The organism is Streptomyces sp. NPDC093600 (assembly GCF_044764755.1).
Classification (GTDB): domain Bacteria; phylum Actinomycetota; class Actinomycetes; order Streptomycetales; family Streptomycetaceae; genus Streptomyces.
In genome coordinates, this window is record NZ_JBIWIU010000007.1 from 62,222 (window position 1) to 87,642 (window position 25,421).

A 25,421-nucleotide genomic window follows, 5' to 3' on the forward strand; every position below is an offset into this window, starting at 1 on the left:
TTCCTCCGCGTAGGTTGATCCAGGAGCGATTCGATTCTCTCGCACCGGGACGCGGGGAGGGCGGGCGGGCCGCCCCTGAGTGTCCGGCCCCGTGGTCAGTCCCGCTTGCAGATGCGGTCGAGGAGGTTCGCGGTGGCGCGCTGGACGCGCGGGTCGACATGGCCGGGCCGGTCCAGGGCCGGCGACCAGGCGAACGTGCCGGAGGCGAAGACCCAGGCACCGGACGGGGCCCGGTAGAGGGAGGTCTCCTGGTGGCGCAGGGCGCCCTCGCTGTCCTGGTAGGGCGAGTGCGCCAGGAGGATCCGGCCCTCGTGCTCGGGCAGCGCGGTGCGCGGGAAGTAGCGGTCGGCCTCTCCGGCGACCAGGCCCGGGATCTCGTCGCCGTCGCCGGCGCCGGTCGCCTCCCAGAGCCAGTGGTCCGCGTTCCGTACGACCAGGGGGTGCGGCTCGGGAACCCTTCCCGCGTACTGGATGCCGAGCAGCTGCTGCTCCGGGCGGTCGATCTCGCGCCACAGCGCGGGCCGGCCGGGGCCGCGGCGCTTGCGGCAGGTAAGGAGCCGGTCGGGGACGCCGGACGGCGAGGGGCCCAGCTCCACCTGCCAGTACATGGTGTTGGCGGAGAGGAAGACCAGCGACGTGCCCTGCTCGCGGGCGAGCTCCACCGTCCTGCGCATGGGGACGGACCAGTACTCGTCGTGGCCGGGGAAGACCAGGCCGCGGTAGCGCGTGGGGTCGACGCGGCCGGCGTGCAGATCGCGGGTCTCGGCGTACGCGAGGTCGTAGCCGTACCGCTCGGCCCAGCGGATGAAGTCGTAGGCGTGGCCGACGTGCAGGGGGAGTCCGGCACCGGCGTAGGGGCGGTCGAAGGAGACGGTGATCGCCGCGTCCTCCTCGCCGAGGAGCCGGCCCTGCTCGTCCCACGCGTGGTAGAGGCTGGCCCCGGTGCGCCCGTCCTCCGGGTACAGGTTGTACGCCTGCCAGGTCACGTCCGGGAGGACGAGGAGGAGGTCGGCGGGGTGGTTGTCCCGGACGGTGAAGGGGATGTGCGAGCGGTAGCCGTCGGCCGTGGTCAGCACGGCGACATACGCGCCGATCGCCCAGAGGGACGGGATCTGCAGCCGCCAGGACTGCCACCAGTGGTGACAGGAGACGGTCCGGTCGGCGGTGAGCGGGGCCGGCTGGACGATCCCGGAGAGACGCGGGCTGGTGGTGACCTTGGTGGCGCCCTCGCCGGCGTAATGACCGATTCGGTAGATGTCGACCGAGAACTGTTGCGGCGGGTCCACCGTGATGTGGAAATCGATCGCCTCGCCGGGAGCGACCGCGCCACTGGACGTGAAGCCCTTGATCTGGCTGCTCACGTCGTCGGCCGTGCGAGGGCCGCCGCTGCCGCCGCGCGCCAGGGTGTCGTCGGCGTACCAGGGGACGACCTGGCCCGTGTCGTCGAAATAGTTCTCCGACCCGCGCAGCCAGGGCAGGGGGCCCTGTCCGAACGGGTCCGTGACGGCGTGGGCGAGCGCGCCCGATTCCCACCGCCTGATCTGCTCCGCCCCCATATCGCGCCCCTCCCTCGACTCCCCCGCGTCACGTCTGTCATGTGCTGCTGTCAGTGCCGGTCCCCAGCACATCACATAACGCACGCACTCCGTCACCGTTCGTCGCGAATTGACGTGAACGGAAGGCGGTCTTCCGGTCGTCGGCCGGGGGAGCAGGGCTCAGACGAGGCGGACGGGCTTCTCCGGACGGACGCCGGTCTCGGTGAGCCAGGCGCGCAGGGGTTCGGGGTCGCCGTCCTCGACGAGGGCCATGACGCGCGCCGGCAGGTCGGTGCTGCGCGCGCCGCCGACGAGGAGCGCGGGCCCGTCGAGCCAATCCAGGCCGGGGGTGGCACCCGCCGTGTCGACGGCGGCGCAGCAGACCATCGCGGTCACGTGGTCCGCCAGCAGGTCGCGCCCGGTCCGGGGCGGCTGCAGCGGGAAGAGCGGCAGCTGGTCGGCTCCGGCCGTCCCCAGAGCCGCGGCGGCGTGCGGCCCGGGCGCGGTGGCGGGGACGGGCCTGGCGGCCTCCTCGCGGGCGACATGGGCGGTCAGCGCGGCGGCGAGGGAGTCCGCGGCGGGGGTGGGCTCGGCCACGGCATCGGCGGCGGGGGCGTCGGGATCGGGTTCGGCCGGCGCCTCGGGCTCGGCGTCACCGGGCCTGGCCTCGGCGTCGGCGAGGTGGGGGTCGCTCGGGGGCGGGGCAGGGGCGGCCTGGGCCGGTGCGGGGTCCGGGAGGCGGTCTGCGGGCGCGGCGTCCGCCGCCTCGGGGCGCGGGGGCCTCGCGAGGTGGGACATCACGCGGGTGAGGGTGGGGCCGTCGGCCGTCGTCGGGTGGCCGGCCGAGCCCGAGGGCAGGACGCCCAGTTCGTCGAGGACCTCGTGGAGGCGGGCCGCGTCCATGCGCCATTTACGGTCCACCACCTCCTCCGGGTACTGGTTCCAGTCCACCGGGGACCAGTCCGGGCCGGCCTCCGCCGGGCCGCCGTGGAAGAGCCGGGCGGCGAGCAGCGAGGCCGCCTCGTCGACCGCGCCGGGCTCCTCCAGCAGGTCGCAGGCCGGGCGCTCACCGAGCCGGGTGGCGAAGCCCTCGGCGAGCCGGTCGCGGCGGGAGAGCTCCGTGAGGGCGGCGACCACGCCCACGTCGAGGCTGGACGGCCAGCGGCCCATCCGCCAGGCCGGCAGCGCCACGCGCGTGAGGAGCCGGTCCCAGCCCGCGTAGGCGAGGCCGACCTGCTCCTGGGCGACGATCCGGATGCCGTAGTCCACCGCCTGGGCCCGTTCGGAGCCCGCCGCGGCGACCCCGCGCTCCATCTCGGCGGCATGCCCCCGGCAGCTGCGCAGCAGGACCCGGGCGACCCGCCCGACCCCGTGGGCGCCGAGTCGGCGGACCGGGTCGAGACCGGGGCTGCGGGGCGAGGCGACGGCGGCGTCCAGGCCCTGCACGAAGCGGCGGGCCGCGGCTATGTCGGGGTGCGCGGCCGGGGCCGTACCGGCGACGACGGGGGCGAGGACCGCCCGCAGTTCGCCGACGCGCATCCACCACAGGAAGGGCGAGCCGATGACCAGGACGGGCGCGTCGGAGGAGCGTCGCAGCCCGGGCGTACGGCCGTGCGCCGGGTGCGTACGGTCCTCCAGCCAGCTGTCGCAGTCCGGGGTCAGGGCTATCGCGGAGGGTGCGGGGACGTCGAGCCGGTCGGCCAGGTCCCGGACCATCCGGTAGAGATCGGGGGCGGCGGACTCCGCGAGCTCCACGGTCGGGGTGACGGCGGGCCTGGCCCGCGCGACGACGAGCGCGACGGCCGCGGCGGCGAGGATGACGACCAGGGCGAGGACGGTCACCACCCAGCGGGCCGCGTCCCAGCCGGCGCCCGTGAGATGGCCGGTGACGCCCCCCGCGTACAGGATCACGGCCGCGGCGGCGGGGAGCAGCGCGACGGCGAGTGCCCTGCCGCGGACGCGGAGCACGGCGAGGGCCCGGATGCGCGCGGCGCGCGCACCCATCTCCTCGCCGACAACGGAACCGGTACCGGACACGCCGTACATCACCCCCTCCTGCCCTCGACGGGACTGCCTGTGGCGGTGTTGCTCACTCCCCCACTGTGGCACCCGCCACTGACATCGCAATGCCGGTGGGCCAAGTGCCGGAACGCCTCCGCCGCACCCTAGTTGGGGGTTCGGCGGGCGTCATCCGGATGGCTCAGCCGTCACTCGATGGAATGGCTTTGGGCAAAGGTGGTGACGCGCAGGCGTGCTTAGGGGTTCACTCCCCGGCCGCCACGCGCGCGATGTCCGTACGGTGCTGGGAGCCGTCCAGACGGACGCGGCCGACCGCCGTGTACGCCCGTCGGCGGGCCTCCGCCAGGTCCTTGCCGGTCGCCGTGACCGAGAGGACTCGGCCACCGTCGCTCACGATCGCGTCGCCGTCCCGCTTCGTCCCGGCGTGCAGGACGTACGCGTGCGGAGCGTCCTGTGCCGCGACCTCGTCGAGGCCCTCGATCGCGTCGCCCGTACGGGGGGTTCCGGGGTAGTTGCGCGAGGCGATGACCACCGTGACGGCGGCTTCGTCGCGCCAGGTGAGCGGGGGCTCGTTCTCGAGGGTGCCGTTGGCGGCGTTCAGCAGGACGCCCGCCAGCGGGGTCTTCAGACGGGCGAGGACCACCTGCGTCTCCGGGTCGCCGAAGCGGGCGTTGAACTCGATGACCCGTACGCCCCGGCCGGTGATGGCCAGACCCGCGTACAGCAGGCCCTGGAACGGCGTGCCGCGGCGGCGCAGCTCGTCCACCGTGGGCTGCAGGACGGTGGCCATGACCTCGTCGACCAGCTTGGGGTCCGCCCAGGGCAGCGGGGAGTACGCGCCCATGCCGCCGGTGTTCGGGCCCTCGTCGCCGTCGAGCGCGCGCTTGAAGTCCTGCGCGGGGGTGAGGGGGAGGACGGTGACGCCGTCGGTGATCGCGAAGAGGGAGACCTCGGGGCCGTCGAGGTACTCCTCGATGACCACGCGGTCGCAGGAGAGCGCGTGCGCGCGGGCCTGCTCGACGTCCTCGGTGACGACGACGCCCTTGCCGGCGGCCAGGCCGTCGTCCTTGACGACGTACGGAGCGCCGAAGGCGTCCAGCGCCGTGTCGATCTCCTCCGGGGTGGTGCAGACGTAGCTGCGGGCGGTGGGGACGTTGGCACCCGCCATGACGTCCTTGGCGAACGCCTTGGAGCCCTCAAGCAGCGCCGCCTCCTGGGACGGGCCGAAGCAGGGGACGCCGGCCGCGCGGACGGCGTCGGCGACACCGGCGACGAGCGGCGCCTCCGGGCCGACGACCACGAGATCGGCGCCGAGGCCGGTCGCGAGGCGGGCGACGGCTTCGCCGTCCAGCTGGTCGACGGGGTGCAGCTCGGCGACCTCCGCGATTCCGGCGTTGCCGGGCGCGCAGTGCAGAGCGGTGACGTCGGGATCGAGGGAGAGAGAGCGGCACAGGGCATGTTCGCGGGCGCCGCCGCCGATGACGAGGACCTTCACGCCAGCCAGGGTAGCCCGCGGGGCGGGATGCCCTTTGTGCGGGCCACCGAGCGAGACGGCCCTACTCGTTCGTGTATTCCTCCACAACCGTGGCTCCGAGCTCGCGCACGATCAGCTCGTGGCCGGAGAGCGCGGAGTCGACGAGGTCCGGATCGTCCTCCTCCGGGATGTCGTCCTCGGGCGCGACGGACCGGGGCGCGGAAGTCGCCTGCGGTGCCTGTGATGCGTGGGGCGTCTGCGGTGCGTGTGCCGCCTGTGACCCCTGCCGGCCTTGCGGTGCTTGGGGCGCCTGTACGGGGGCGGGGCCGGCGGACGGGGACGCGGAGCGGGCCTGGGGCGCGGATCCGGGACCAGGGCCCGCGGGCTGCTGGCCGGAGGCGGGGGCCGGGGCGTACTGCTGCTGCGTCGACGGGGCGGGGGGCTGCGGGGGCCGTCCGCCGCCGAAGTTGGGCGCGGCGGGCGGGGGCGAGACGCCGCCCGACGGGTCGATGATCGCCTCGATCTTCCACTGGACGTTGAACTGCTCGGCCAGCGCCTGCTTGAGCACGTCCTCGCTGCCGCTGCTCGCGAAGTTGTCACGGGCGCCGGCGTTGAGGAAGCCGAGCTGGAGGGTGGTTCCGTCGAACCCGGCGACCTGGGCGTTCTGGCTGAGCAGGATCCAGGTGAACCGGCGCCGGTTCTTGACCGCTTCGAGGATCGACGGCCACATGTTCCGCACCTGGGCGGCGCCTTGCGCCATGTCCCCGGCGGGGGCGGCCGGGGCGGCCGCCTGCGGGGTGGGCGCGGGAGCCTGGGCTGCGGGGGCGGCGGCCGGGCTGGAGGCTCCCGGCCAGGCGCCGGGGGCGGCACCCCCGGGCTTGGCGGCCCCGGGCCAGGCACCGGGACGCGGCGCGTCGACGGCGGGCTGCTCGGGGGCGGGGGCCGGGGCAGGAGCGGCCGGGGCGGGAGCGGGCTGGGCAGGAGCGGGCTGAGTGGGCGCGGGGGCCTGCGGTGGGGCGGGCGCCGGTGTCATGGCGTGGGCCTCGGGAGCGGGGACGTACCCCATCGCCGGCGCCGGCGAGCTGGTCGTGAAGACGGGCGCGGGCATCGCCGCACCACGCTCGAGCCTGTCGAGCCTGGCCTGGACCGACCTCTCGTCGTCGAAGGCGGCGGGCAGCAGCACGCGCGCGCAGATCAGCTCCAGCTGCAGCCGCGGAGACGTGGCACCGCGCATCTCGGTGAGCCCGGTGTTGACCAGGTCGGCCGCCCTGCTGAGCTCGGCGGCGCCGAAGACGGACGCCTGGGCCTGCATCCGCTCGACCACGTCCACGGGGGCGTCGATGAGCCCCTTCTCGGCGGCGTCGGGGACGGCGGCGAGGATCACCAGATCCCGCAGCCGCTCCAGCAGATCGGCGACGAAGCGCCGGGGATCGTTGCCGCCCTCGACGACCCGGTCGACGACCTCGAACGCGGCGGCCCCGTCACCGGACGCGAAGGCGTCGACGACGGAGTCGAGCAGCGACCCGTCCGTATAGCCGAGAAGAGACGTCGCCATGGCGTATGTCACACCGTCGTCCGCGGCGGCGGCCAGCAGCTGGTCCATGACGGACATCGAGTCACGCACGGACCCGGCACCGGCCCGCACGACGAGGGGCAGGACCCCGTCCTCGACGGGGATGCCCTCACGGCCGCAGACCTCGCCCAGATAGTCCCGCAGGGTGCCGGGCGGCACGAGCCGGAAGGGGTAGTGGTGCGTCCGCGACCGGATGGTCCCGATGACCTTCTCGGGCTCGGTGGTCGCGAAGATGAACTTGAGGTGCTCCGGCGGCTCCTCGACCACCTTCAGCAGGGCGTTGAAGCCCGCCGAGGTGACCATGTGCGCCTCGTCGATGATGTAGATCTTGTACCGGCTCGACGCCGGCCCGAAGAACGCCTTTTCCCGCAGGTCACGGGCGTCGTCGACGCCACCGTGGGAAGCCGCGTCGATCTCGATGACATCGATCGATCCGGGCCCGTTGCGCGCCAGGTCCCGGCAGGACTGGCACTCGCCGCAGGGGGTGGGCGTCGGCCCCTGCTCGCAGTTCAGACAGCGCGCGAGGATGCGCGCACTGGTCGTCTTGCCGCAGCCACGGGGTCCGCTGAACAGGTACGCGTGATTGACCCGGTTGTTCCGCAGGGCCTGCTGCAACGGGTCGGTGACATGCTCCTGCCCGATGACCTCGGCGAAGGACTCGGGGCGGTAGCGGCGGTACAGCGCGAGAGACGACACGTATACGAGGTTATAGGCGCCCACCGACAACCCGTCCCGTGAAGCCCGCCCCCGGCCCTCCCACCTCCGGGAACGCAAGCGCCCCCCACGCACCCGCCAGAGCCGACCTACCCTTGCTGCCTTCCGGCCCTGGGGGAGTTCAGTCAGATAGCGCCACGTGAGGGGCTGCGCCCAGGGTACCCGATTCCGGAGGCCGCTCGATCCCCCGGGACCGGTCTCGGGGGACCGTTGTGGATCACGTTCGCGAGCACCCCTCAACGTCTTGTATTGTTTGCGGCGGAGGATTCGCCTAGTGGCCTAGGGCGCACGCTTGGAAAGCGTGTTGGGGGCAACCCCTCACGAGTTCGAATCTCGTATCCTCCGCCAGTGCCTCACCGGGCACGAGAAGGCCCCGACCGGGAAACCGGCCGGGGCCTTCTGCATGCCCCCGTCTGTGTGGGGCCGATGGCCGGTGCCTTTGGATCGGCTGCTTCGGCCTTGGGGTCTACGGGTCCAGGAGGCGGGCCGATGCCTCGACGGGGGCCGGGAGGCGGCGGCGGGCGCGGAGGGCTGCGGGGAGGCGTTCGAGCATCTGGAGGAGCGCGTCGCGTGCCTCCGTGTCTCTGGGGGCGGCGGTGGCGAGGCTGCGGGTGTGGCGCAGTGCCACCGGCACCGGGCGGCGGAGCCAGGCCGTCAGGGCGGCGTTGCGGCGCTGGACCGCCGGGCGGCCGGGGCGTACGCCGCCGGTCGGTGCGTGGACGGCCATCACCTCGGGAGCGTGGCACACGTCCCACCCGTGGGCCCTCAGGTCGTAGGCCAGCAGGGTTTCCTCGCCGCCCAGGAACAGCAGCGGGCTGTAGCCGCCCGCCTCCAGGTACGCCTCACGGCGGGCCACGGCCGCGCAGGCCAGGAAGCCCAGGACCCGCGGCCCAGGCAGATCGGCGCCGTCGCCGAGCGGGGACGCCGCCAGCATGGCGTTCAGCGGGTCCGGCGCGCCGCCGGGGCCCACCCGGATCCCGGCGGCCAGCAGCCCGAGCCGCTCGTGGCGGTCCAGCAGGTCCGCGGCGCGCGTCAGCGATCCGGGCTCCCACCAGGAGTCGTCGTCGCTGAACGCCACATACGGCGTACGGGCGTGCCGTACCCCGACCGTGCGCCCCGGGGCGCCCAGATTGAGGCCGGGGGCCAGGACCGTGACCGCCGGCCACAGCCGCTCGACGGCTTCCCCGGTGCCGTCGGTCGACGCGTTGTCCACGACGATCACCGGCGGACGCTCGGGCATGCCGTCCAGGCGGTCGAGGGTCCGCAGCAGCTGGTCACGGCGGTTGTGGGTGATGACGACCACGGTGGTCCTCGGGTCGGCGGTCACGGCAGGGCTCCCTCCGTCGCTGAACGGGCCGGGGCCGACCCGATTGAGCCGCCGGGGCCGGAGGGTCCCAGAGCACGCCATCCGGCCCGGATCCCCACGACAGCCGTGGGGCTCCCCCCTTCACTCCTCGGTCGTCCTCCTCCTGGTTGTCCGGCGCTCGTCATCCTCCTTGTCGGCCTCGACCCCGGTCAGGGGCTCACCGCTGCCGGTGCCCGCCCGCTGGTACCCCTCCCGGGCGCCGGCGGTGCCCGGTACGACGCGTTCCTGTGCCTGGCGCTCCGAACCCGAGCCGGCTCCCGGTTGCTCCTCGTCGCGCGCCCGCGCGAACCGGTCCTTGCCCGGGCCGGCGTCGGCGGCGTCCGGCGTGTGCTCGCTCATGTCGTGTCCTTCCGCCTCACGTGTGCGTCCGGAGCGCGGCTGCCCGAGGAGAGGAGTCCGGAAACGGCCGGGCGGACCGCCGGGCGCATGGGCCGCGTGCGGCAGGGAAGGCGCCCGGTGGAATGCGATGACCGGAGGTGACCATGCCAGGACGAGAGGAGCTTCCCTCGACGCTGGAGCGCTCGCCCGAGGAGGCGCAGCGCACCTGGATCAAGGCCCATGACTCGGCCGTGGAGCAGTACGGGGAGGGCGAACGGGCCCACCGGGTCGCCTTCAGCGCGCTCAAGCACACGTACGAGAAGGTCGGCGACCACTGGGAGCGCAAGGAGCACGGGCGCAAGGGCCCGTCCGACCCGCGTGCCGCGACGCCCCGGGAGCGGCCGGCCCGCAGTGGTGAGGGCGTCGACGAGAGCGCCACCAAGCAGCATCTGTACGACCTGGCCCAGCGTCTGGACATCAGCGGCCGTTCCCGGATGAGCAGGTCCGAGCTGCTGGAGGCGATCCGTAAGGAGAACCGGTCACGGACGCGCGAGGCCCGCTCCCGGTAGACGGTAGACCAGACCCGCAGACCCGCAGACCCGTAGACCCGTAGACCCGTAGACCCGTAGACCCGTAGAGCGGGAGAGAGCGGGAGAGAGCGGGAGAGCGGTGATCCGCCCCTCCCGCCCCGGCCTCACTCCCCCGCGTCGTCCGCGAGCACCACCAGCGTCTGGTCCGCCGCCACCAGGTCGTCGAGCGCGCACCTGACCTCGGCCACCACTCCCGTGAACGGGGCCAGGATGCGGTTCTCCATCTTCATCGCCTCGACGATCGCCAGAACCGCCCCCTCCTCGACCCTGTCCCCCACCGCACACGTCACGCCGACGACCGAGCCCGGCATGGTCGTCTTCACCTCGTTGCCGGCGCTCTCCGCGTCCGCGTGGGCGTACGTCGGAAGGGAGAGCACCGTGCGGTAGCCGTCGACGTTGATCTCGAAACCGTCGGCCGTCCGCGTGCCCGACCAGACGCTGTCGCCCACCCTGCCGCGGAAGAGACCGTTCTGGCCGGTGACGTCGACGGTGAACGGCTGCCCCTCCACCCGGCAGCGCACCCCGGACAGGCCCAGACCGAGGAGCGTGGCCCGCAGCTCGCGCCGGCCGTCGCGCACCACCACCACGCCCAGGGGCGCGGCCGGGTCCAGGGCGCCCCGGTCGAGCGCACCGGCGGAGCCGTGCCAGGGCGAGGCCGGGGCCAGGGTCGGCGACGGCACCTCCATCGCCGCGGCGCACGCGGCGGCCCGGCAGCTCCGGTCGACCCGGCCGCGCTCGGCCACCATGCCGTTGACCAGGTGGGTGTCCAGTCGCCCGGCGACGACCCGCGGTTCGCTCAGCAGGTCACCGAGGAAGCCGAGATTGGTCGTCAGCCCCATCACGGCCGTGGCGCGGACCGCGTCCGTGAGGGTGCGCAGCGCGGCCCCCCGGTCCGGCCCGTGGGCCACCAGCTTGGCGATCATCGGGTCGTAGAAGGAGGAGACCTCGCCGGCCCGGTCGAAGGCCGCCTCGACCCGTACGCCGTCGGGCCACTCCACCCGGTCCGCACGGCCCGGCGCCGGGCGGAAGGACTCGTCCGGGTCCTCGGCGTACACCCGGCACTCGATCGCGTGGCCGGTCGCGGTGATCTCGTGCTGCGCCAGCGGCAGCCGCTCGCCCGCTGCGACACGCAGCTGCCACTCCACCAGGTCGACGCCGGTGATCTCCTCCGTGACCGGATGTTCCACCTGGAGGCGCGTGTTGGCCTCCAGGAAGTAGAAGCTCTCGTCGGAGTCGAGGATGTACTCGAAGGTCCCGGCGTTGACGTAGCCGAGCGCCTTCGCGCCGCGCAGGGCGGATTCCAGCAACGCGGCCCGCACATCGGCCGGGAGCCCCACGGCCGGGGCCTCCTCGACGACCTTCTGGTGCCTGCGCTGGAGCGAGCACTCCCGCTCGAAGAGGTGCACGACCTGGCCGTGGGTGTCGCCGAAGACCTGGACCTCGATGTGGCGCGGCCGGGAGACATAGCGCTCGGCGAGCAGGCGCCCGTCGCCGAAGCTGCTGCGGCCGAGCCTGACGGCCGCGGCCACCGCCTCGGCCAGGTCGTCCGGGTGGTGGACGACCTGCATGCCCTTGCCGCCGCCTCCGGCGACCGGCTTGAGGATGACCGGGTAGCCGATGCGTTCCGCGTCGGCGGCGAGCTCGTCCAGTACCTCACTGGCATGCTCGGACCCGGGCAGGACCGGGACGCCGGCGGCGGCCATCAGGGTCCGCGCCGTCGCCTTGTCCCCCATGGCCGCGATGGTCTCCGCGTCCGGACCGATCAGGACGAGGCCCGCCTCCGCGACGGCGGCCGCGAACGCGGGGCTCTCGGAGAGGAATCCGTAACCGGGGTGCACGGCGTCGCATCCCGTGCGCAGCGCCGCGTCGATGAGACCGTCGATCCGGAGGTAGCTGTCGGTGGCGGGCCCGGGGCCCAGCCGGACCTGCTCGAACGCCCCCTCCAGGTGGGCGGCGGACCGGTCCGCGTCGGAGTGGACGGCCACGTACTCCACGTCGAGGCGACGGCACGTACGGGCGATCCTGCGCGCGATCTCGCCACGGTTGGCGATCAGGACTCGTTTCAGCATCTCCATCACATCCTGAACACGCCGAAGCGCGTCTCCTGCTGAGGGCCGTCGGCGGCCATGGCCAGGCAGAGGGTCAGCCACTCACGGGTGTCGGTCGGGTCCACCACGGCGTCCACCCACATGCGCGCCGCGTAGTACAGCGGGTGGGACTGGCGCTCGTAGGTGTCGATGATCGGCTGCTTGATGGCCGCCTCCTCCTCGGCGGAGAGGGTCAGGCCCTCCTTGGCGAGCTGGTCGCCGCGGATCAGTGCCATCACGGTCGCGGTCTGCTCCCCGCCCACGGCGGTCGACTTGGCGCTCGGCCACATCGCCATCATTCGCGGCCCCATCGACCGGCCGCACATGGCGAAGTTCCCGGCCCCGAAGCTGCCGCCGATCACCAGGCTGAACTTGGGCACCTTGGCGCAGGAGACGGCGTTGACCAGCTTGGCGCCGTGCTTGGCGATCCCGGCCGCCTCGTACTCGGCGCCGACCATGAACCCGTTGATGTTGTGCAGGAACAGCAGCGGGATGTCGCGCTGGACGCAGAGCTCGATGAAGTTGGCGGCCTTCTGGGCGCTCTCGGGGAACAGGACGCCGTCGTTGATCACCACGCCGACCGGGTAGCCGCCGATGTGCCCGGTGCCGCACACGATGGTCGGGCCGTACCGGCTGCGGTACTCCACGAACTCGCTGCCGTCCAGCAGCCGTGCCAGCACCTCGCGCGCCGGGATGTGCTCACGCAGGCTGGCGCTGATGATGCCGGGCAGCTCCGCCGGGTCGTACAGCGGCGGGCGCGGTTCGCGCGGCGGCGCCGACACCGCCGTCCTGCTGTTGCGGACGGCGATCTCGCGCACCAGCTCGATCGCGTGCTCGTCGTTCTCGGCGAGGTGGTCGGCGACACCGGTGGTACGGGTGTGCAGGTCCGCGCCGCCCAGCGTCTCCGCGTCCACGATCTCACCGGTCGCGGCACGCACCAGCTGCGGTCCGCCGAGGAAGATGGTGCCGTTGCCGCGGACGATCACCGCCTCGTCGCACATGGCCGGGATGTAGGCGCCACCGGCTGTGCAGGAGCCCATCACCGCGGCGATCTGCGGCAGGCCGAGGGCGGACATCTCGGCGATGTTCCGGAACATCCGCCCCAGGTGGTACTCGTCCGGGAAGAGGTCCTCCTGCAGGGGCAGGTAGATGCCGCCGGAGTCGACCAGGTAGACGCACGGGAGCCCGTTCTGCCTGGCCACCTTCTGGGCCCGCAGCTGCTTCTGCACGGTGAGCGGGAAGTACGTACCTCCCTTCACGGTCGCGTCGTTGGCGAAGACCATGGTCGGCCGCCCGCCGACCGTACCCACGCCGGTGACCAGCGCGGCGGAGGGAACGGGTTCGTCGTACACGTCGTGCGCGGCGAGCTGTCCGATCTCCAGGAACGGCGTCCCCGGGTCGAGCAGCCGCATCACCCGCTGGCGGGCGGTGAGTTTGCCGCGCTCCGCGTGTCTCCGGTGGGCCTTGTCGTTGCCGCCGGCGAGAGCGGCGGCACGCGCCTCCGCGATGATGGCGCGCTTGTCGTCGAACGCGTCGGCATTGCGGCGGAACGTTTCGGACGAGGTGTCGATGTGGGAGCGAAGGATCGTCATCGGCAGGTGCTGACTGCTCTCGGTTCAGGTGGAAGGTTTCAGCGGTCCGGCGGCGGAGGTCGCGCCGCGCCAGCGCGCGGCGGACGAGAGGTGGCGGAGGCCAGGCGGCGGACGGAGAGGTGCGGGAGGTCAGGCGGCGGAGGTCAGGCGGCTGACGGAGAGGTGGCGCGCCGGCTCACCAGGAGCAGGGCCAGCGCGCTGATGCCGGTCGCCACGGCCGCCCACACGAGGTCGACGTGCAGCCACACGGCCGCCACGGAGATGACACCGGCGATCGACTGGGCGACGAAGCCGCACAGCGCCACCGCGTAGGCGCCCTGTGCGGGGACGGCGGTCACCGCGACCGCCATGCTGCTGGGGAACAGGGCCGCCTGGCCGAAGGTCGTGGCGCAGTAGAGCGCGACGAACACGACGAGGGCGGCCGTCGTGGGCACGCCGGGCACCAGCCACAGCGCGAACATCAGCACCCCGGAGCACGTCATCACCACGGCGCCGAGCCGCATCAGCCAGGCCGAACCGACGGTGGAGACCAGCCGGTTCACCAGCATCGCTCCGGCGAAGTAGGCCAGGCCGAACAGCAGGCCCAGGTTGCCGTAGGCGGCCGCGCTGAGACCGAAGCGTTCCTGGGTCACGAACGGCGCCACCTCCTGCAGCAGGACGATGGTGGCGAACCCGAGCCCGCCCGCGACGGTCGGCAGCAGGAACTGCCGTACGCCCAGGATCCCGAGGTAGGTCCGCAGCATGCCGGTGGAGTCCCGCTTGTCCCGGCCGGGCTCCAGCGGCAGGGTCATCACTCCGATCACCGCGACGGCGCCCACCGCGGCCAGGACCGCGAAGCCGGCCCGCCAGTCCGCGTACCGGTCGATCAGACCGCCCAGGAACTGGCCGCCGCCGAGCGCCGACACGAACGCGATCGACAGCACCGACAGCCGGCGGGCGAGCGCGTCGCCGCCGCCGAGGTCCCGTACGAAGATCCGGGCGATGATGGCCGCGCCGCCGGCGCCGACGCCCTGGACGGCGCGGAGCGCCAGGAGCACGGTGACGGATTCGGTCACCACGAGCAGCACGCTGGAGCCGACGAAGAGGACCAGCGAGGCGAGCACCGCCGCACGCCGCCCGTACCGGTCGGCCGCCCGGCCCCAGAAGACCACGGGGGCGGCCGCGCCGATGACGAACAGCGACACCGACAGCGCGGCGAGACCGCGGGAGGCGTGCAGGTCGTGGGCGACGGCGGGAAGGGCGGGGAGGTAGATGGTGGTGGCCATCTGGGCCATGAACACCAGCAGGCAGCCCACGAGGAGGGTGCGGCGTTCGGGCTTGGGCGGGGCGGGGGTGCTGGTGGGGGTGGGCGTGGTGGTCGGGGGGCCCGCTTGGGGCGCCTGGGGCGCCTTGGGCTGCTCAGACATGGAGGTCCCTCAGCTCCTTGAGCTGACGGCAGAAGTCCTCGATCTCCGCCGTGGTCATGTTGGCGCGCAGCATCAGCCGCAGGCCCGCCTTGCCGCGGGCGATGACGGGGAAGAAGATCGGCGAGGCGTAGTAGCCGCGTTCCAGCAGGGACTGACCCAACCGCACCGTGACGTCCTCGGAACCGATGTCCACGAAACGGATGGGCAGCCCGTCGCCGCTCAGCGCGGTCGGCACAAGGCTGTCGAAGAGGTCGACGTTGCTCCGCAACCGCTTCTGCAGCAGGTCGAGTTCGTCGGAGCGGTGCAGCTCCGCCGAGGCCAGTACGGCTCCGAGGCCGGCGGTGTTGATCCGCTGGGACCACATCAGGGGCCCGCCGTTGCGCAGGGCCACGTCCCGGCGCTCCCGCGACCCGCGGGGCCCGAGGAAGATGGCGCCTCCGGAAGCGCCGAAGCCCTTGTTCAGTGACGTGATGATCAGCGTACGGTCGTTGATCGCGCCCATGGTCTCCAGCACCACGCCACGGCCCCGGGTGCCGACGGTGGAGATGCCGTGGGCCTCGTCGAAGAAGAGGAACAGGCCGTACTTCTCCTGCAGTCGAAGCAGTTCGGCGACGGGCGCCTGGCCGCCGGTGCTGTAGACGCCGTCCGCGACGTAGGCGACCTGCGGGTGCTTGCGGCAGAGGTCTTCGAGGGCGTCGACGTCGTTGTGGGGGATCGTGACGACTTCGGTCTCGTCGGCGACGTTCGCCTTCATGGCGTTGAGGCAGAAGTGGGCGTGCTTGTCGAACACCATCAGCGGGGGCGTCCCGCCGGTCAGCAGGCCGGAGGCGAGCAGGGGCAGGGCGGCCCAGGCGGCGGCGGCACAGGAGGCGACCGTGACGGCCTCCACGTCGAACAGCTCGGAGAGCGCGTCCTCGGCGTCCTTGAGCGCGGCGAAGCGGATGCGCATCCGGGAGGTCGAGGTGTTGAGCGCTCCCTCGGCGAGCACGGCGTCCGCGGCGGCGCGGACGATCTTCGGGTGGGTGTCGAGCCCGAGATACGAGTACGAGGACATGTTGACGAACTCGTGGCCGTCGGCGAGCGAACGGTGGCGCCCGTCCCCGAGACCGGCGGCGACGATGTCGAACATGCCGGCCTCGGTGGTGACTTCCCAGAAGTCGTGGCTGATCTTCGCCGACTTCTTGATGTTCATGAAGGTGTGCACAGCAAGGCTCCAGGGGGATGTGGCAGGGGGCGGGCGCGGGGGCGGGCGGACGCCCTGGGGGAGCGGGCCCTAGGGGAGCGGGCCCTAGGGGAGCGGGCCCTAGGCGAGCGGGCCCTAGGGGGGGCGGGCCCTAGGGGTACTCGTAGAAGCCGCGGCCCGTCTTGCGGCCGAGCAGTCCGGACTCGACCATGCGCGACAGCAGCGGTGGCGGCGCGTACAGCGGCTCGCGGAACTCGCCGTAGAGGGCCTCGGCGGCCGCGGCGACCACGTCGAGTCCGACCATGTCGCACAGGCGCAGCGGGCCCATGGGGTGGCCGCAGCCGAGTTGCATGCCCTGGTCGACGACCTCGGCGGAGGCGAAGCCGGACTCGACCATGCGCACCGCCGCGACGAGGTAGGGCACGAGCAGGGCGTTCACCACGAAGCCGCTGCGGTCACCGGACGGGATGGGCTGCTTCCCCAGCTGCTCGGCGAGGAAGACCTCGACGCGTTCGCGTACCGACTCGTCCGTGAGCAGCGTCGGCACCACCTCGACCAGCGGCATCGAGCTGACCGGATTGAAGAAGTGGATGCCGACGACGCGCCGCGGGTACGTGGCGGCGCGGGCGAGGCGCGTGATGCTGATCGCCGAGGTGGTGGAGGCCAGCACGGCGTCCTCGTCGACCACCTTGTCGAGGGTGGCGAAGAGCTCGGTCTTGAGCGCCTCGTCCTCGGGGATCGCCTCGACGACCAACTGCCTGTCGGCGAGCTCCCCGAGGTCGGTGGTGACGGAGATCCGGGCCACCGCCGCGTCCCGCTCGGCCGGGGCCAGCTTCCCCTTGGCGACACGCCGGTCCAGGGCTGCCGCGATCCGTCGCGGCGCGGAGGTCAGCGAGGCCTCCCGGGACACGGCGAGGCGAACGTCCAGACCGCTGACGGCGCAGAGTTCGGCGATCCCGGCGCCCATCGTGCCCGACCCGACGACGCCGACCCGCTCGACAGGACGAGCGGCGGCGTGGGGGGCCGGGCGGGTGGACGCCTCGGGGGCGACCTGGTCGGCGGCGGTCTCCGTGAGCGTCCCGTTCACGGCCGTACCCCCTGCGGCACGGCGGCGGCGCGGGAAGCCGGGCGGACGGTTCGGGGACCGTCGTCGAAGCGGTTTCTTTTCGTGGCCCTGCTGAATGCGCGCACCGTCGTACTCCAGAGATTCTGCGAATGAGCTCCGCCGGGCGACCCATAGCCGCCCCGGCGGATTTCGAAGAATTCCCAAGCGTTGTGCACGCTGTCAATCGGCAATTAACTGCCGGTTCCGCAATCCGGACGAAGTCACCCAGAGCGGCGGTCCGGGAAAATTTGCCGGTCCATTCCCATTGAATCCTGCGACGACCCCTGTGTATTCAGTTCATGAGCACGACCACGAAGCGCAGTTGCTGGTGCCCCGCCGGGATCAGCACCTGGGTCACCACGTCGATCACTTCAGGAGACACATGCGGGAGCCGTAGCCGGAAGGCGTGCCCGTCCCGGTTGGCGACGACGCAGTTCCGACCGCGCCAGAACGCGGCGCAGTCCGGGTCCTGGAGGAGGTCCCGGAGCAGGGCCACCAGATCGGGGTCGTCGGGGTGCTGCGCCATGGCGAACCGGACCATCGCCAGGTAGATCTGGGCATGCCGCTCCCAGTCGAGCAGCTGCTCGCGCGCCTCGTCGGACAGCAGCACCCACCGGATGAGGTTGGCGCCGGGGGCGAGGACCCATGGGAACCACTCCGCCATCGCCTGGTTGTGCCCGACGATGTTCCAGCAGCTGTCGACGAGGTAGGCGGGCCTGGGCAGCTGCCGGTCAAGCTGTGCTTGCAGGGGTGACAGATCCGGAGGGCGCCGGGAGACCGGCGGGGCGACGTACGGGGTGCCGCCGAGGGCGTAGAGATAGAGCGTGGCCCGCTCGTCGGCGTCGAGCAGCAGCACGTCCGCCAACCCGGCGAGCACCCGCCGGTCCAGCCGGGGCAGGGCGCCTCGCTCCAGGTCGCGGTACCAGCGCTCGCTCATCCCGACGCGTCCGGCGACCTCGATCTGCGGCAACGCTTTTCCGAGACCGAGCCGCTCACCGGCCCGCTGACGCCAATGGCGCAGCAATGCGCCGATTGCTGGGGGCTCTTCAAAGCGCTCGGCAGTATCCCCCGTGAGCACCATCGCCGTGTTCTCCGTTCTGTTTTGCTTTTTCGATTCGCTGACCGATGCCAAGGCGCCGCGTGTGAATTGAATCACCGCTGTGCGGCGCGCCCGTCCGACTTGGCTACTGGTCAGTAAAAGATGCTATCCCGGCCACCGTCTCGCCCCACCGATCCACCGATCCACCGATCCGTCGATGCCTACGGCCCGCCCGCCAGGCGCCCATGACGGCGGGGCCGCACCGCGGCTTTCACCGGTTCGAGCGACGCGCGGAGGAAGTGACGTTCCGCCCGCCCAGCCGCTCTGTGATCGTCGGAATACTCACCGCTACGCCCCTCTGGGCGCTCTCACTATGGAGGAAAGATGCGGAAGTTGGCGACGGTCGTGGTGGCGGCGGGGTTGTTCGTCGGGGGGATGGGGGTCGCGGTGGCGGACGGTTGGCACAAGATCCCGCCGCTGACGACCGCCGGTGTCCACTTCGCGGAGGGGAAGTACAAGTGGGAGCCCAAGGGGCAGAACCACGGAGGCCTCCACTTCAGGGGCCGGCTGAAGGACACCGCGAAGAACGACGGTCACAACGTCTACCTGGACACAAAGGTCGAGGGCTATGGCTGGAAGCGGTTCAAGGGCGTGCAGAAGAAGAGCGTCCTCCTGGACGAGGTGATCTACGACGGCGCCGTGCTGCAGACGGGTGAGGCGTGGCTCCGCGCTTGCCGAGACCGGGGTTCCCTGCGCCCGGACAACTGCTCGGACACCGTGTACTACAAGCGCTGAGTCCACTGGTTCGACGGTCTCGGAGGCCGCCGTCGCGGCCTCCGTACGCAAGGAGTTCGCCTCACGATGGACGCCATTCTCCGCGCCGAGGGCGTGGACCTCTTCTACGGGACGCACCAGGCCGTCAGTGGTGCGGACTTCGCCCTCCGATCCGGTGAAGTGGCCGCCGTCATGGGAAGCAGCGGTTCGGGCAAGTCGTCGCTGCTGTACTGCCTGGCGGGCGTGCTGGCACCGACGCGCGGCACCGTGTCCTTCGACGGGACCGCCTTCTCGACGCTCGACGACGACGCACTGAGCACTCTGCGACGAGAGCGCTTCGGCTTCGTCTTCCAGTACGGGGAGCTGCTGCCGGAGCTGACCGCCGAGGAGAACGCGGCTTTGCCCCTGCGGCTCGCCGGCCGGCGCAAGGCCCCGGCGCACGCGGCGGCCGGTGAGGTGCTGGGACGGCTCGGAATGGCCGAGTTGTCGCAACGCCGGACCTCTCAGCTCTCCGGCGGCCAGAGTCAGCGGGTGGCGGTCGCGCGGGCGCTCGTCCACCGCCCAGCTGTGATCTTCGCCGACGAGCCGACCGGCGCCCTCGACAGCGTCAACGCCGCTGCCGTACTGGACGAGTTCCTGCGGCTCGCACGGGACCAGGGGACCGCCGTCGTGATCGTCACGCACGATGCGACCGTCGCCTCGCACGCCGACTCCCAGTACACGATGGCCGACGGGGTGCTGACGCGACGGGTGGCGGCATGAACCCGTTCCTCCTGGGGCTCCGCCTGCTGTGCGGCGGCGGCCGCCAGGGCCGCGCTCGCTTCCTCCTCATGACCCTCGGCTGCTCGCTCGGCGTGGCCTGCCTCGCCGCCGTCCTCACCATTCCGGCGATCCTCTCGGCCCATGACGCACGGACCGCCGTCCGTGAGCCACAAGCAGCTGTGCGGGAAGGCTCGAGTCCTCACTCCGGCATCGTCTTCCTCACCCACGAGGACGCCTACGGATCCCAGCGCCTGCGCCGGGTGTTCCTCGCCGGCCCGGTGTCCAGCTCCTCCCCAATCCCGCCGGGGCTCGGTCGGCTGCCCGCTGCCGGTGAGGTGATCGCCTCTCCCCGTCTCCAGGAGGCGTTGGCGGACCACCCCGGTCTGGCGACTGCTGCCAGGCCGAGTGACCGGCACCATCGGACCGGAGGGGCTGACCGGCCCCGACGAGCTGTACGCCTACATCGGCAGCACACCCGACCAGCTCGCCCAGGCCCAGCCCTTGCACCGTTTCGGCGGTCGGCACCCCCGGTTCAACGCCGTGGAGGAGTCCACCCTCGACATCCTGCGCTTCACACTCGCCTGCGTGGTGTTGCTGCCCCTCGCCGTCTTCCTCTCGGTCTGTGCCCGGCTGTCCGCCGAGTCGCGGGCACGCAGGCTCGCCTCTCTGCGGCTGGTGGGGTTGAGCATCAAGGGCACCCTCCGGGTCAATGCCGCGGAGACCGTCGCGGCAGCGTGCCTCGGGGCGCTCCTGGGCGTCGGCGGGTACTTCGCCGTCAACGCGATCGTGGCCCGGATCGGACTGCCGGGCCTCCACTGGTACCCGGCCGACGGCTACCCGACCGTCTCCACCCTCGCTGTCTGCCTGCTGGCCTGCCCCGCCCTCGCCTGGTTCGTGGGCCGGCACCACGCCCGCGAGGCCGCGCTCACCCCGCTCAACGTGCGCCGCACCGCCGAGCGGAAGCCGCCCAACAAGTACGGAACGCTGCTCCTCGTACCGGGCCTCGGCGTCATCGGCGGTTACTGCGTCCTCAGCGTCCTGGGCCGCGATCCGTCGGGCGGGTCCGCCAGCTCGTTCCTCGTCCCTGGCGCCGTTCTGCTGACCGGGGCCGGACTGGTCTTCGGACTCGCCCCTGTCACTTCGTGGCTCGCACGCCGCCTCGCTCACACCGCGCGTTCCCTTCCGCTGACTCTCGCCATGCGCCGGATGGAAGTCGAGCCGGGAAGTTCTCTGCGGGTGGTCACCGGCCTCGTCCTGCTCGTCTACGCCACCTCGCTCACCCAGGGCGTCCTGGTCGAACTCAGCCAGGTCAGCCGTAACTCCTCGCCCGTTCAGACGTACCGCCTCCCGCTGACGGACCTGGCGCCCCAACAGCGGGAGAGGATGACCGAGCTGGAGCGCGTACGGACGCACGCGATCACCATGAGCTCGTGGACGCCGGACGACGGTTCCGCCGAACCGGGTATCCACGCCGCCGTCGCCACCTGTGACCAGTTCTCCGCCTTCACGAAATCGCTGACCGGTTGCGTCGACGGCAAGGTGCTCAGAGTGAGGCACTCCAACCTCACGGAGGAGCAGGGCACGAAGCCCGGTTCCTCCTACCCGTTCCTCCTGGACGACGGCCGGAAGATCACGATCGCTGTTCCGCGGGAGACGACCGTCGTCCGGAACTTCGATCTGCCCGGCATCGCCCCGGACGTGCTCATCCCCCCGTCCCGTCTCCCAGCCGGAGCCCTCCCGGCCACGGGCGACCTCAACCTCCTGAGCGCCTCCGACCCCGAAACCGTCCGCACCGTCCTCGACGGCATCGGCACCATCGCCCCCACCGCCGACGTCGAACCCGTCGGCATCGTCGTCGAGTCCCTCCAGCAGCTCACCGTCATCCGCAGCCTCCTCGCCTCCGGCATGGTCCTCGGGCTCGTCATCAGCGTCGCCGCGTTCGTCGTGTCCGTCGCCGACCGGGCCATGGAGCGGCGGAGTCAGGTCACCGCCCTCGCGCTGCTCGGGGCGCGGGCCGGGACGTTGCGGGCCGCGCAAGTGGTGCAGGTGCTGGTGCCGTTGGCGGTCGGGCTGGGGGCCGCCGTGGTCACCGGGTGGCTCGCCGAGTCGAGTTACCTGATCACCGGAGGCGGGGCGGTGCACTGGGACTGGAGCGGGCTTCCGTTGCTGGTCGGGTGCACGCTGGGCGTGCTCGTCGCCGCCGGGGCAGCTTCGCTGCCGCTCGTGCGGCGCCATGTCGATCCGGAGCACATTCGGCGCGACTGAACCGGTGGAGTCAGCCCGGACCCTGGCTCGAAACCCGGCGCGGGCGGCGGTTGGGCCACGGCGACGCGGGCTCACGCCGCCAGCGCGTGGGCCGTGCGGAGGGCGACCCGGCCCGTGAGCGCGAGGGTCGCCGCCGCCGAGAGGAGGCCGATGGCGAGGGCCGTCCACCAGAGGGCGGCCGGGCCCAGGCCGGTGTAGACGGTGACCCCCAGGGTGAGGGCGGCGAAGCGGGCGACGCCCCAGGTCCAGCCGAAGGCGCCCTGGTAGCGGCCCCGGGCATGCTCAGGCGCGAGGTTGGCGACGACCGCCGCCGCGATGCCCGCGATGGCCACCTCGCCCAGGGACCAGACGACCACCGACACCGTGTAACCCACCACGCCGTCCGCGAGGCCGGTCAGCGCCACCCCGGCGGCGATCAGCACACTGCCCGCGCACTGCACCGGCAGTTGGGGCAGGCCGGCCAGCCGCGCGGTGACGAAGGGCTGGAGCACGACCACCAGGATCGCGTTGACCGCCGCCATCGCCCCGTACACCGCCGGGGAGAGACCGCTGTCCTGGATGGCGAGCGGCAGGGCGACCTCGGTGAGGGAGTAGACGAAGAGCTGGAGGCCGAGGAGCGGCAGCAGCACGAGGGCCAGCCGGTCGCGGAACACGACGCCGTAGCCGAGTCCGCCGCCGTCCCGAGCCCCATCCCCAGTGACGTCCCGAGCGACCTCCGAGGCGGCCTCCGCCGCCCCCGCCGCCCGCTTCCCGCGCGGCGGTTCGCTCAGGCGGGTGGCGACCACGGCCGCGTAGACCAGCATGGTGGCGACGTCGACCGCGAAGAGCAGCCAGTACCCCTGCGCGGCCAGGAAGCCGCCGAGGACGCCTGCCGCCGCCGTACCGATGTTGACGCCCCAGCCGAGCAGTGCGTACGCCCGCTGGCGGCGCTCGGCGTCGACCGCGTCGGCCATGAACGCGTACGAGGCCGGCCCCACCAGCGCACCCGCCGCGCTGATCAGGAGCGCCGCGGCCGCCATCGTCCACACCCCCGGCGCCACGAACAGCGCACCCTGCGCGAGCGACGCGCCGAGGAGTCCGATCAGCATGGTGGGACGGCGGCCGATCCGGTCGGCGAGGACTCCGCCCAGCGCCGGCCCGAGCAGATGGCCCGCGCCGAGCGCGCCGAGGACGTACGAGGTCTCGGTGCCCGTGACACCGCGCGAGGCGAGGAAGAAGACGAGGAAGGGGGTGACCAGATAGCCGAGACGGTTGACGATCGTGCCGGCGAACACGGTCCAGACGGAGGACGGCAGGTCGCGGAAGGTGGAGAGCATGCGAGGAGGGTGCGGGCCGGCCGACTCGCCGGGCCAATGATTAAGCTCAGACCGAATCCATTCGCGAAACGATGCGCGGATCGATTCGACAGCGGCGGACAGTGAGGCGGAGGCGGCAGGCCATGGAATCAGCACTCATTTTCTCCGCCGCGGACCTGGCGCAGACCCGGTTCGCCGTCTCTCCCATGTGGGAGGTCGTCACCGGTTTCCGGCTGCTCCGCGACGACGCCGAGCCGCCGCTGCACCGGCGCTGGGCCGAGCAGGTACGGCCCCGGTTCGCGCAGGCCGGGCTCGACCGCGGGTGGCTGGCCGAGCTGATCCCGGCCCACGGCTATCTCGCCGACTTCCTCAACCCCACCCCCACCAGCCCCTTCCCCACCCTGGCCGGTGAACTCGACGCGATCCGTCGCACCCCGCCCGCCCAGGTCCGCGACGAGATCGACAAGCTGGCCGCCGAGCGGCCCGCCGGCCACGGGCCCTCCCCCCGGCACGCCCTGTTCCGCGAAGCCCCCCAGGCGGCTCTGGAGAAGGTCGCCGCCGAGATCGAGACCTTCTGGGAACTCGCCCTCGCCCCCTACTGGTCCCGCATCCGCCAGCTCCTCGAAGCCGATGTCTTCCACCGCGCCCGGCAGGTCGCCGAGCACGGCTCGGCGCGCGTCCTGAGCGAGCTGCACGAGACCGTACGGTGGGACGACGGCACCCTGCGCCTGGTCCGACGCCACTGCGCGCTGACCCGCGACGAGGCCGGCTCGGGGCTGCTGCTCATCCCCTCCGTGTTCGCCTGGCCGCGTGTCATGACCCGTACGGTCTCCCCCGAGCCGCCCCAACTCGCCTATCCGGCACGCGGAGTCGGCAACCTGTGGGAGCCGCGCCCCGCCGCCGCCACCGACGCGGTCGCCGCCGTCCTCGGCCGCTCGCGCACGCTGCTCCTCACCGAGCTCGACACACCGGCATCGACCACTCAACTCGCCGCGTTCTCCGGCCTTTCGGCCGCCGGGGTCTCCCAGCACCTCGTCGCCCTGCGCAACGCCGGGCTCGTCACCGCCCACCGCAACGGCCGGTCCGTGCTCTACGCCCGTACGGCGGTGGCGGACGCGCTGCTCGCACCCGCCGGGGATTCGGCCCGACCCTGACCCGGCCCTGGACTCGATCACCACGTCCCGCACCGATCACCTCGTCGCGCACCCGCTCTTGCCTTGGAGCGCGCTCCAATTCGTAGGGTGCGCGCATGCGTTATCGAGTACTCGGCGGGACCGGGATCGAAGTCAGCACGTACTGCCTCGGCACCATGATGTTCGGTGCCGTGGGCAATCCGGAGCACGACGACTGTGTACGGATCATCCACGCCGCCCTCGACCAGGGCGTCAACTTCGTGGACACCGCCGACATGTACTCCGCCGGCGAGTCCGAGGAGATCGTGGGCAAGGCGCTGCGCGACCCGCGCCGGCGGGACGACGTCGTCCTCGCCACCAAGGTGCACTTCCCGATGGGCGAGGGCCGCAACCGCAGCGGCAACTCACGCCGCTGGATCACCCGGGCCGTCGAGGAGAGCCTGCGACGGCTCGGCACCGAGTGGATCGACCTCTACCAGGTCCACCGGCCCGACCACCGTACGGACATCGAGGAGACGCTCGGCGTCCTCGGCGACCTCGTCACGCAGGGCAAGATCCGGGCGTTCGGCTGCTCCACCTTCCCCGCCGAGGAGATCGCCGAGGCGCACCACGTCGCCGAGCGGCGCGGGCTGCGCCGGTTCCGTACCGAACAGCCGCCGTACTCCCTGCTCGCGCGGGGAGTCGAGGCGTCGGTGCTGCCGGTGGCCCAGCGGTACGGGATGGGCGTGATGACCTGGAGCCCGCTGGCGTCCGGGTTCCTCAGCGGCAAGTACCGCAAGGGCCGGCCGGTCGACCTGACCAGCGGACGGGCCGCGCTCACCCCGCACCGCTTCGACCCGGCGATCCCCGGCAACGACGCGAAGCTGGAGGCCGTGGAGCGGCTGGTGGCCCTGGCGGAGGAGATCGGCTGCTCGCTGCCCCAGCTGGCGATCGCCTTCGCGGCCGCGCACCCGGCCGTCACGTCCGTGATCGTCGGCCCGAGGACGATGGAGCAGCTGGAGGGGCTGCTCAAGGGCGCCCCGCTCGTCCTCGACGACGACGTCCTGGACCGCGTCGACGAGATCGTGCCGCCGGGGACCAACCTGTACCAGCCGGACGGCGTCTGGCGCCCGCCCGCCCTGACGGATGCCTCGCTGCGGCGCCGGCCGGTGGGGGACCGCGCGGCGGGCTGAAGTAAGTACCGTTGTCAGT

19 protein-coding genes, 1 tRNA gene and 1 other RNA gene are annotated in these 25,421 nt (G+C 72.4%); 7 read left to right on the plus strand and 14 right to left on the minus strand.

All coding sequences use genetic code 11. The features are described from left to right. Positions 1-95: 95 nt before the first annotated feature. The 5 genes from ACIRB4_RS18645 to ffs all read right to left on the minus strand — a co-directional run bounded on the left by ACIRB4_RS18645 (position 96) and on the right by ffs (position 7,467). A complete protein-coding gene (locus ACIRB4_RS18645) occupies positions 96-1,556 on the minus strand; it encodes a N,N-dimethylformamidase beta subunit family domain-containing protein (RefSeq protein ID WP_403292503.1) in 1,461 nt (486 codons plus the stop codon). Positions 1,557-1,715: 159 nt separating this feature from the next. Then, positions 1,716-3,581: a hypothetical protein gene (locus ACIRB4_RS18650; protein ID WP_403292505.1), complete on the minus strand. Its 1,866-nt coding sequence runs from the start codon at positions 3,579-3,581 to the stop codon at positions 1,716-1,718. 217 nt (positions 3,582-3,798) lie between these two features. After that, complete coding sequence (gene purD, locus ACIRB4_RS18655; RefSeq protein ID WP_403292507.1) at positions 3,799-5,049, minus strand: phosphoribosylamine--glycine ligase; 1,251 nt, start codon at positions 5,047-5,049, stop codon at positions 3,799-3,801. 61 nt (positions 5,050-5,110) lie between these two features. After that, the gene (locus ACIRB4_RS18660) at positions 5,111-7,297 is read right to left on the minus strand and encodes a DNA polymerase III subunit gamma and tau (protein WP_403292509.1); all 2,187 of its coding nucleotides are present in this window, start codon (positions 7,295-7,297) and stop codon (positions 5,111-5,113) included. A 71-nt stretch (positions 7,298-7,368) separates the two neighbouring features. Next, positions 7,369-7,467: signal recognition particle sRNA small type (gene ffs / locus ACIRB4_RS18665), an RNA gene on the minus strand. A 108-nt stretch (positions 7,468-7,575) separates the two neighbouring features. Here ffs and ACIRB4_RS18670 point away from each other — a divergent pair. Continuing rightward, a tRNA-Ser gene (locus ACIRB4_RS18670) sits at positions 7,576-7,663 on the plus strand. A 118-nt stretch (positions 7,664-7,781) separates the two neighbouring features. Here the strand turns inward: ACIRB4_RS18670 and ACIRB4_RS18675 are convergent. Then, a complete protein-coding gene (locus ACIRB4_RS18675; RefSeq protein ID WP_403292511.1) occupies positions 7,782-8,642 on the minus strand; it encodes a glycosyltransferase family 2 protein in 861 nt (286 codons plus the stop codon). 120 nt (positions 8,643-8,762) lie between these two features. Next, positions 8,763-9,020, minus strand: coding sequence for a hypothetical protein (locus ACIRB4_RS18680; RefSeq protein ID WP_403292513.1), 258 nt, complete (start codon positions 9,018-9,020; stop codon positions 8,763-8,765). 143 nt (positions 9,021-9,163) lie between these two features. On the opposite strand from ACIRB4_RS18680, the gene ACIRB4_RS18685 reads away from it, so the two are divergent. Further along, entirely contained in the window at positions 9,164-9,568 is a 405-nt protein-coding gene (locus ACIRB4_RS18685; protein ID WP_403292515.1) for a ChaB family protein, read from the plus strand. Positions 9,569-9,693: 125 nt separating this feature from the next. On the opposite strand, the gene ACIRB4_RS18690 is transcribed toward ACIRB4_RS18685, so the two are convergent. The 6 genes from ACIRB4_RS18690 to ACIRB4_RS18715 form a co-directional block, all read right to left on the minus strand. Then, positions 9,694-11,658: an acetyl/propionyl/methylcrotonyl-CoA carboxylase subunit alpha gene (locus ACIRB4_RS18690; protein ID WP_403292517.1), complete on the minus strand. Its 1,965-nt coding sequence runs from the start codon at positions 11,656-11,658 to the stop codon at positions 9,694-9,696. A 5-nt stretch (positions 11,659-11,663) separates the two neighbouring features. Further along, positions 11,664-13,268, minus strand: coding sequence for a carboxyl transferase domain-containing protein (locus tag ACIRB4_RS18695; protein ID WP_403292518.1), 1,605 nt, complete (start codon positions 13,266-13,268; stop codon positions 11,664-11,666). A 143-nt stretch (positions 13,269-13,411) separates the two neighbouring features. After that, positions 13,412-14,674 (minus strand): MFS transporter, encoded by a 1,263-nt coding sequence (locus tag ACIRB4_RS18700; RefSeq protein WP_403292520.1) that lies wholly within the window; start codon positions 14,672-14,674, stop codon positions 13,412-13,414. After that, on the minus strand, positions 14,667-15,878 hold the full coding sequence (locus tag ACIRB4_RS18705) for an aminotransferase class I/II-fold pyridoxal phosphate-dependent enzyme (RefSeq protein ID WP_403292522.1): 1,212 nt from the start codon (positions 15,876-15,878) through the stop codon (positions 14,667-14,669). The genes ACIRB4_RS18700 and ACIRB4_RS18705 overlap by 8 nt, the downstream gene beginning before the upstream one ends. A 130-nt stretch (positions 15,879-16,008) precedes the next feature. Next, positions 16,009-16,944, minus strand: a complete 936-nt coding sequence (locus ACIRB4_RS18710; protein ID WP_403292524.1) for a 3-hydroxybutyryl-CoA dehydrogenase — start codon at positions 16,942-16,944, stop codon at positions 16,009-16,011. A 310-nt stretch (positions 16,945-17,254) separates the two neighbouring features. Beyond that, entirely contained in the window at positions 17,255-18,043 is a 789-nt protein-coding gene (locus tag ACIRB4_RS18715) for a helix-turn-helix transcriptional regulator (protein WP_403292527.1), read from the minus strand. A 342-nt stretch (positions 18,044-18,385) separates the two neighbouring features. Between ACIRB4_RS18715 and ACIRB4_RS18720 the strand changes: the two genes are divergently transcribed. The 3 genes from ACIRB4_RS18720 (at position 18,386) to ACIRB4_RS18730 (ending at position 21,802) form a co-directional block, all read left to right on the plus strand. Further along, complete coding sequence (locus tag ACIRB4_RS18720; protein ID WP_403292529.1) at positions 18,386-18,796, plus strand: hypothetical protein; 411 nt, start codon at positions 18,386-18,388, stop codon at positions 18,794-18,796. 66 nt (positions 18,797-18,862) lie between these two features. After that, positions 18,863-19,537, plus strand: a complete 675-nt coding sequence (locus ACIRB4_RS18725) for an ABC transporter ATP-binding protein (protein ID WP_403292531.1) — start codon at positions 18,863-18,865, stop codon at positions 19,535-19,537. A gap of 405 nt (positions 19,538-19,942) precedes the next feature. Then, positions 19,943-21,802 carry an FtsX-like permease family protein gene (locus tag ACIRB4_RS18730; RefSeq protein ID WP_403292532.1) on the plus strand — a complete coding sequence of 620 codons (1,860 nt, stop codon included), beginning with the start codon at positions 19,943-19,945 and terminating at the stop codon, positions 21,800-21,802. Positions 21,803-21,873: 71 nt separating this feature from the next. Here ACIRB4_RS18730 and ACIRB4_RS18735 read toward each other — a convergent pair whose 3' ends face one another. Then, entirely contained in the window at positions 21,874-23,118 is a 1,245-nt protein-coding gene (locus ACIRB4_RS18735) for an MFS transporter (protein WP_403292533.1), read from the minus strand. Between the two features lie 122 nt (positions 23,119-23,240). Here ACIRB4_RS18735 and ACIRB4_RS18740 point away from each other — a divergent pair, with 122 nt between their 5' ends. Together ACIRB4_RS18740 and ACIRB4_RS18745 are read left to right on the plus strand one after the other, a co-directional pair. Continuing rightward, positions 23,241-24,251, plus strand: coding sequence for a DUF5937 family protein (locus ACIRB4_RS18740; protein ID WP_403292535.1), 1,011 nt, complete (start codon positions 23,241-23,243; stop codon positions 24,249-24,251). Between the two features lie 95 nt (positions 24,252-24,346). Further along, on the plus strand, positions 24,347-25,402 hold the full coding sequence (locus ACIRB4_RS18745) for an aldo/keto reductase (protein ID WP_403292536.1): 1,056 nt from the start codon (positions 24,347-24,349) through the stop codon (positions 25,400-25,402). Positions 25,403-25,421 lie beyond the last annotated feature (19 nt).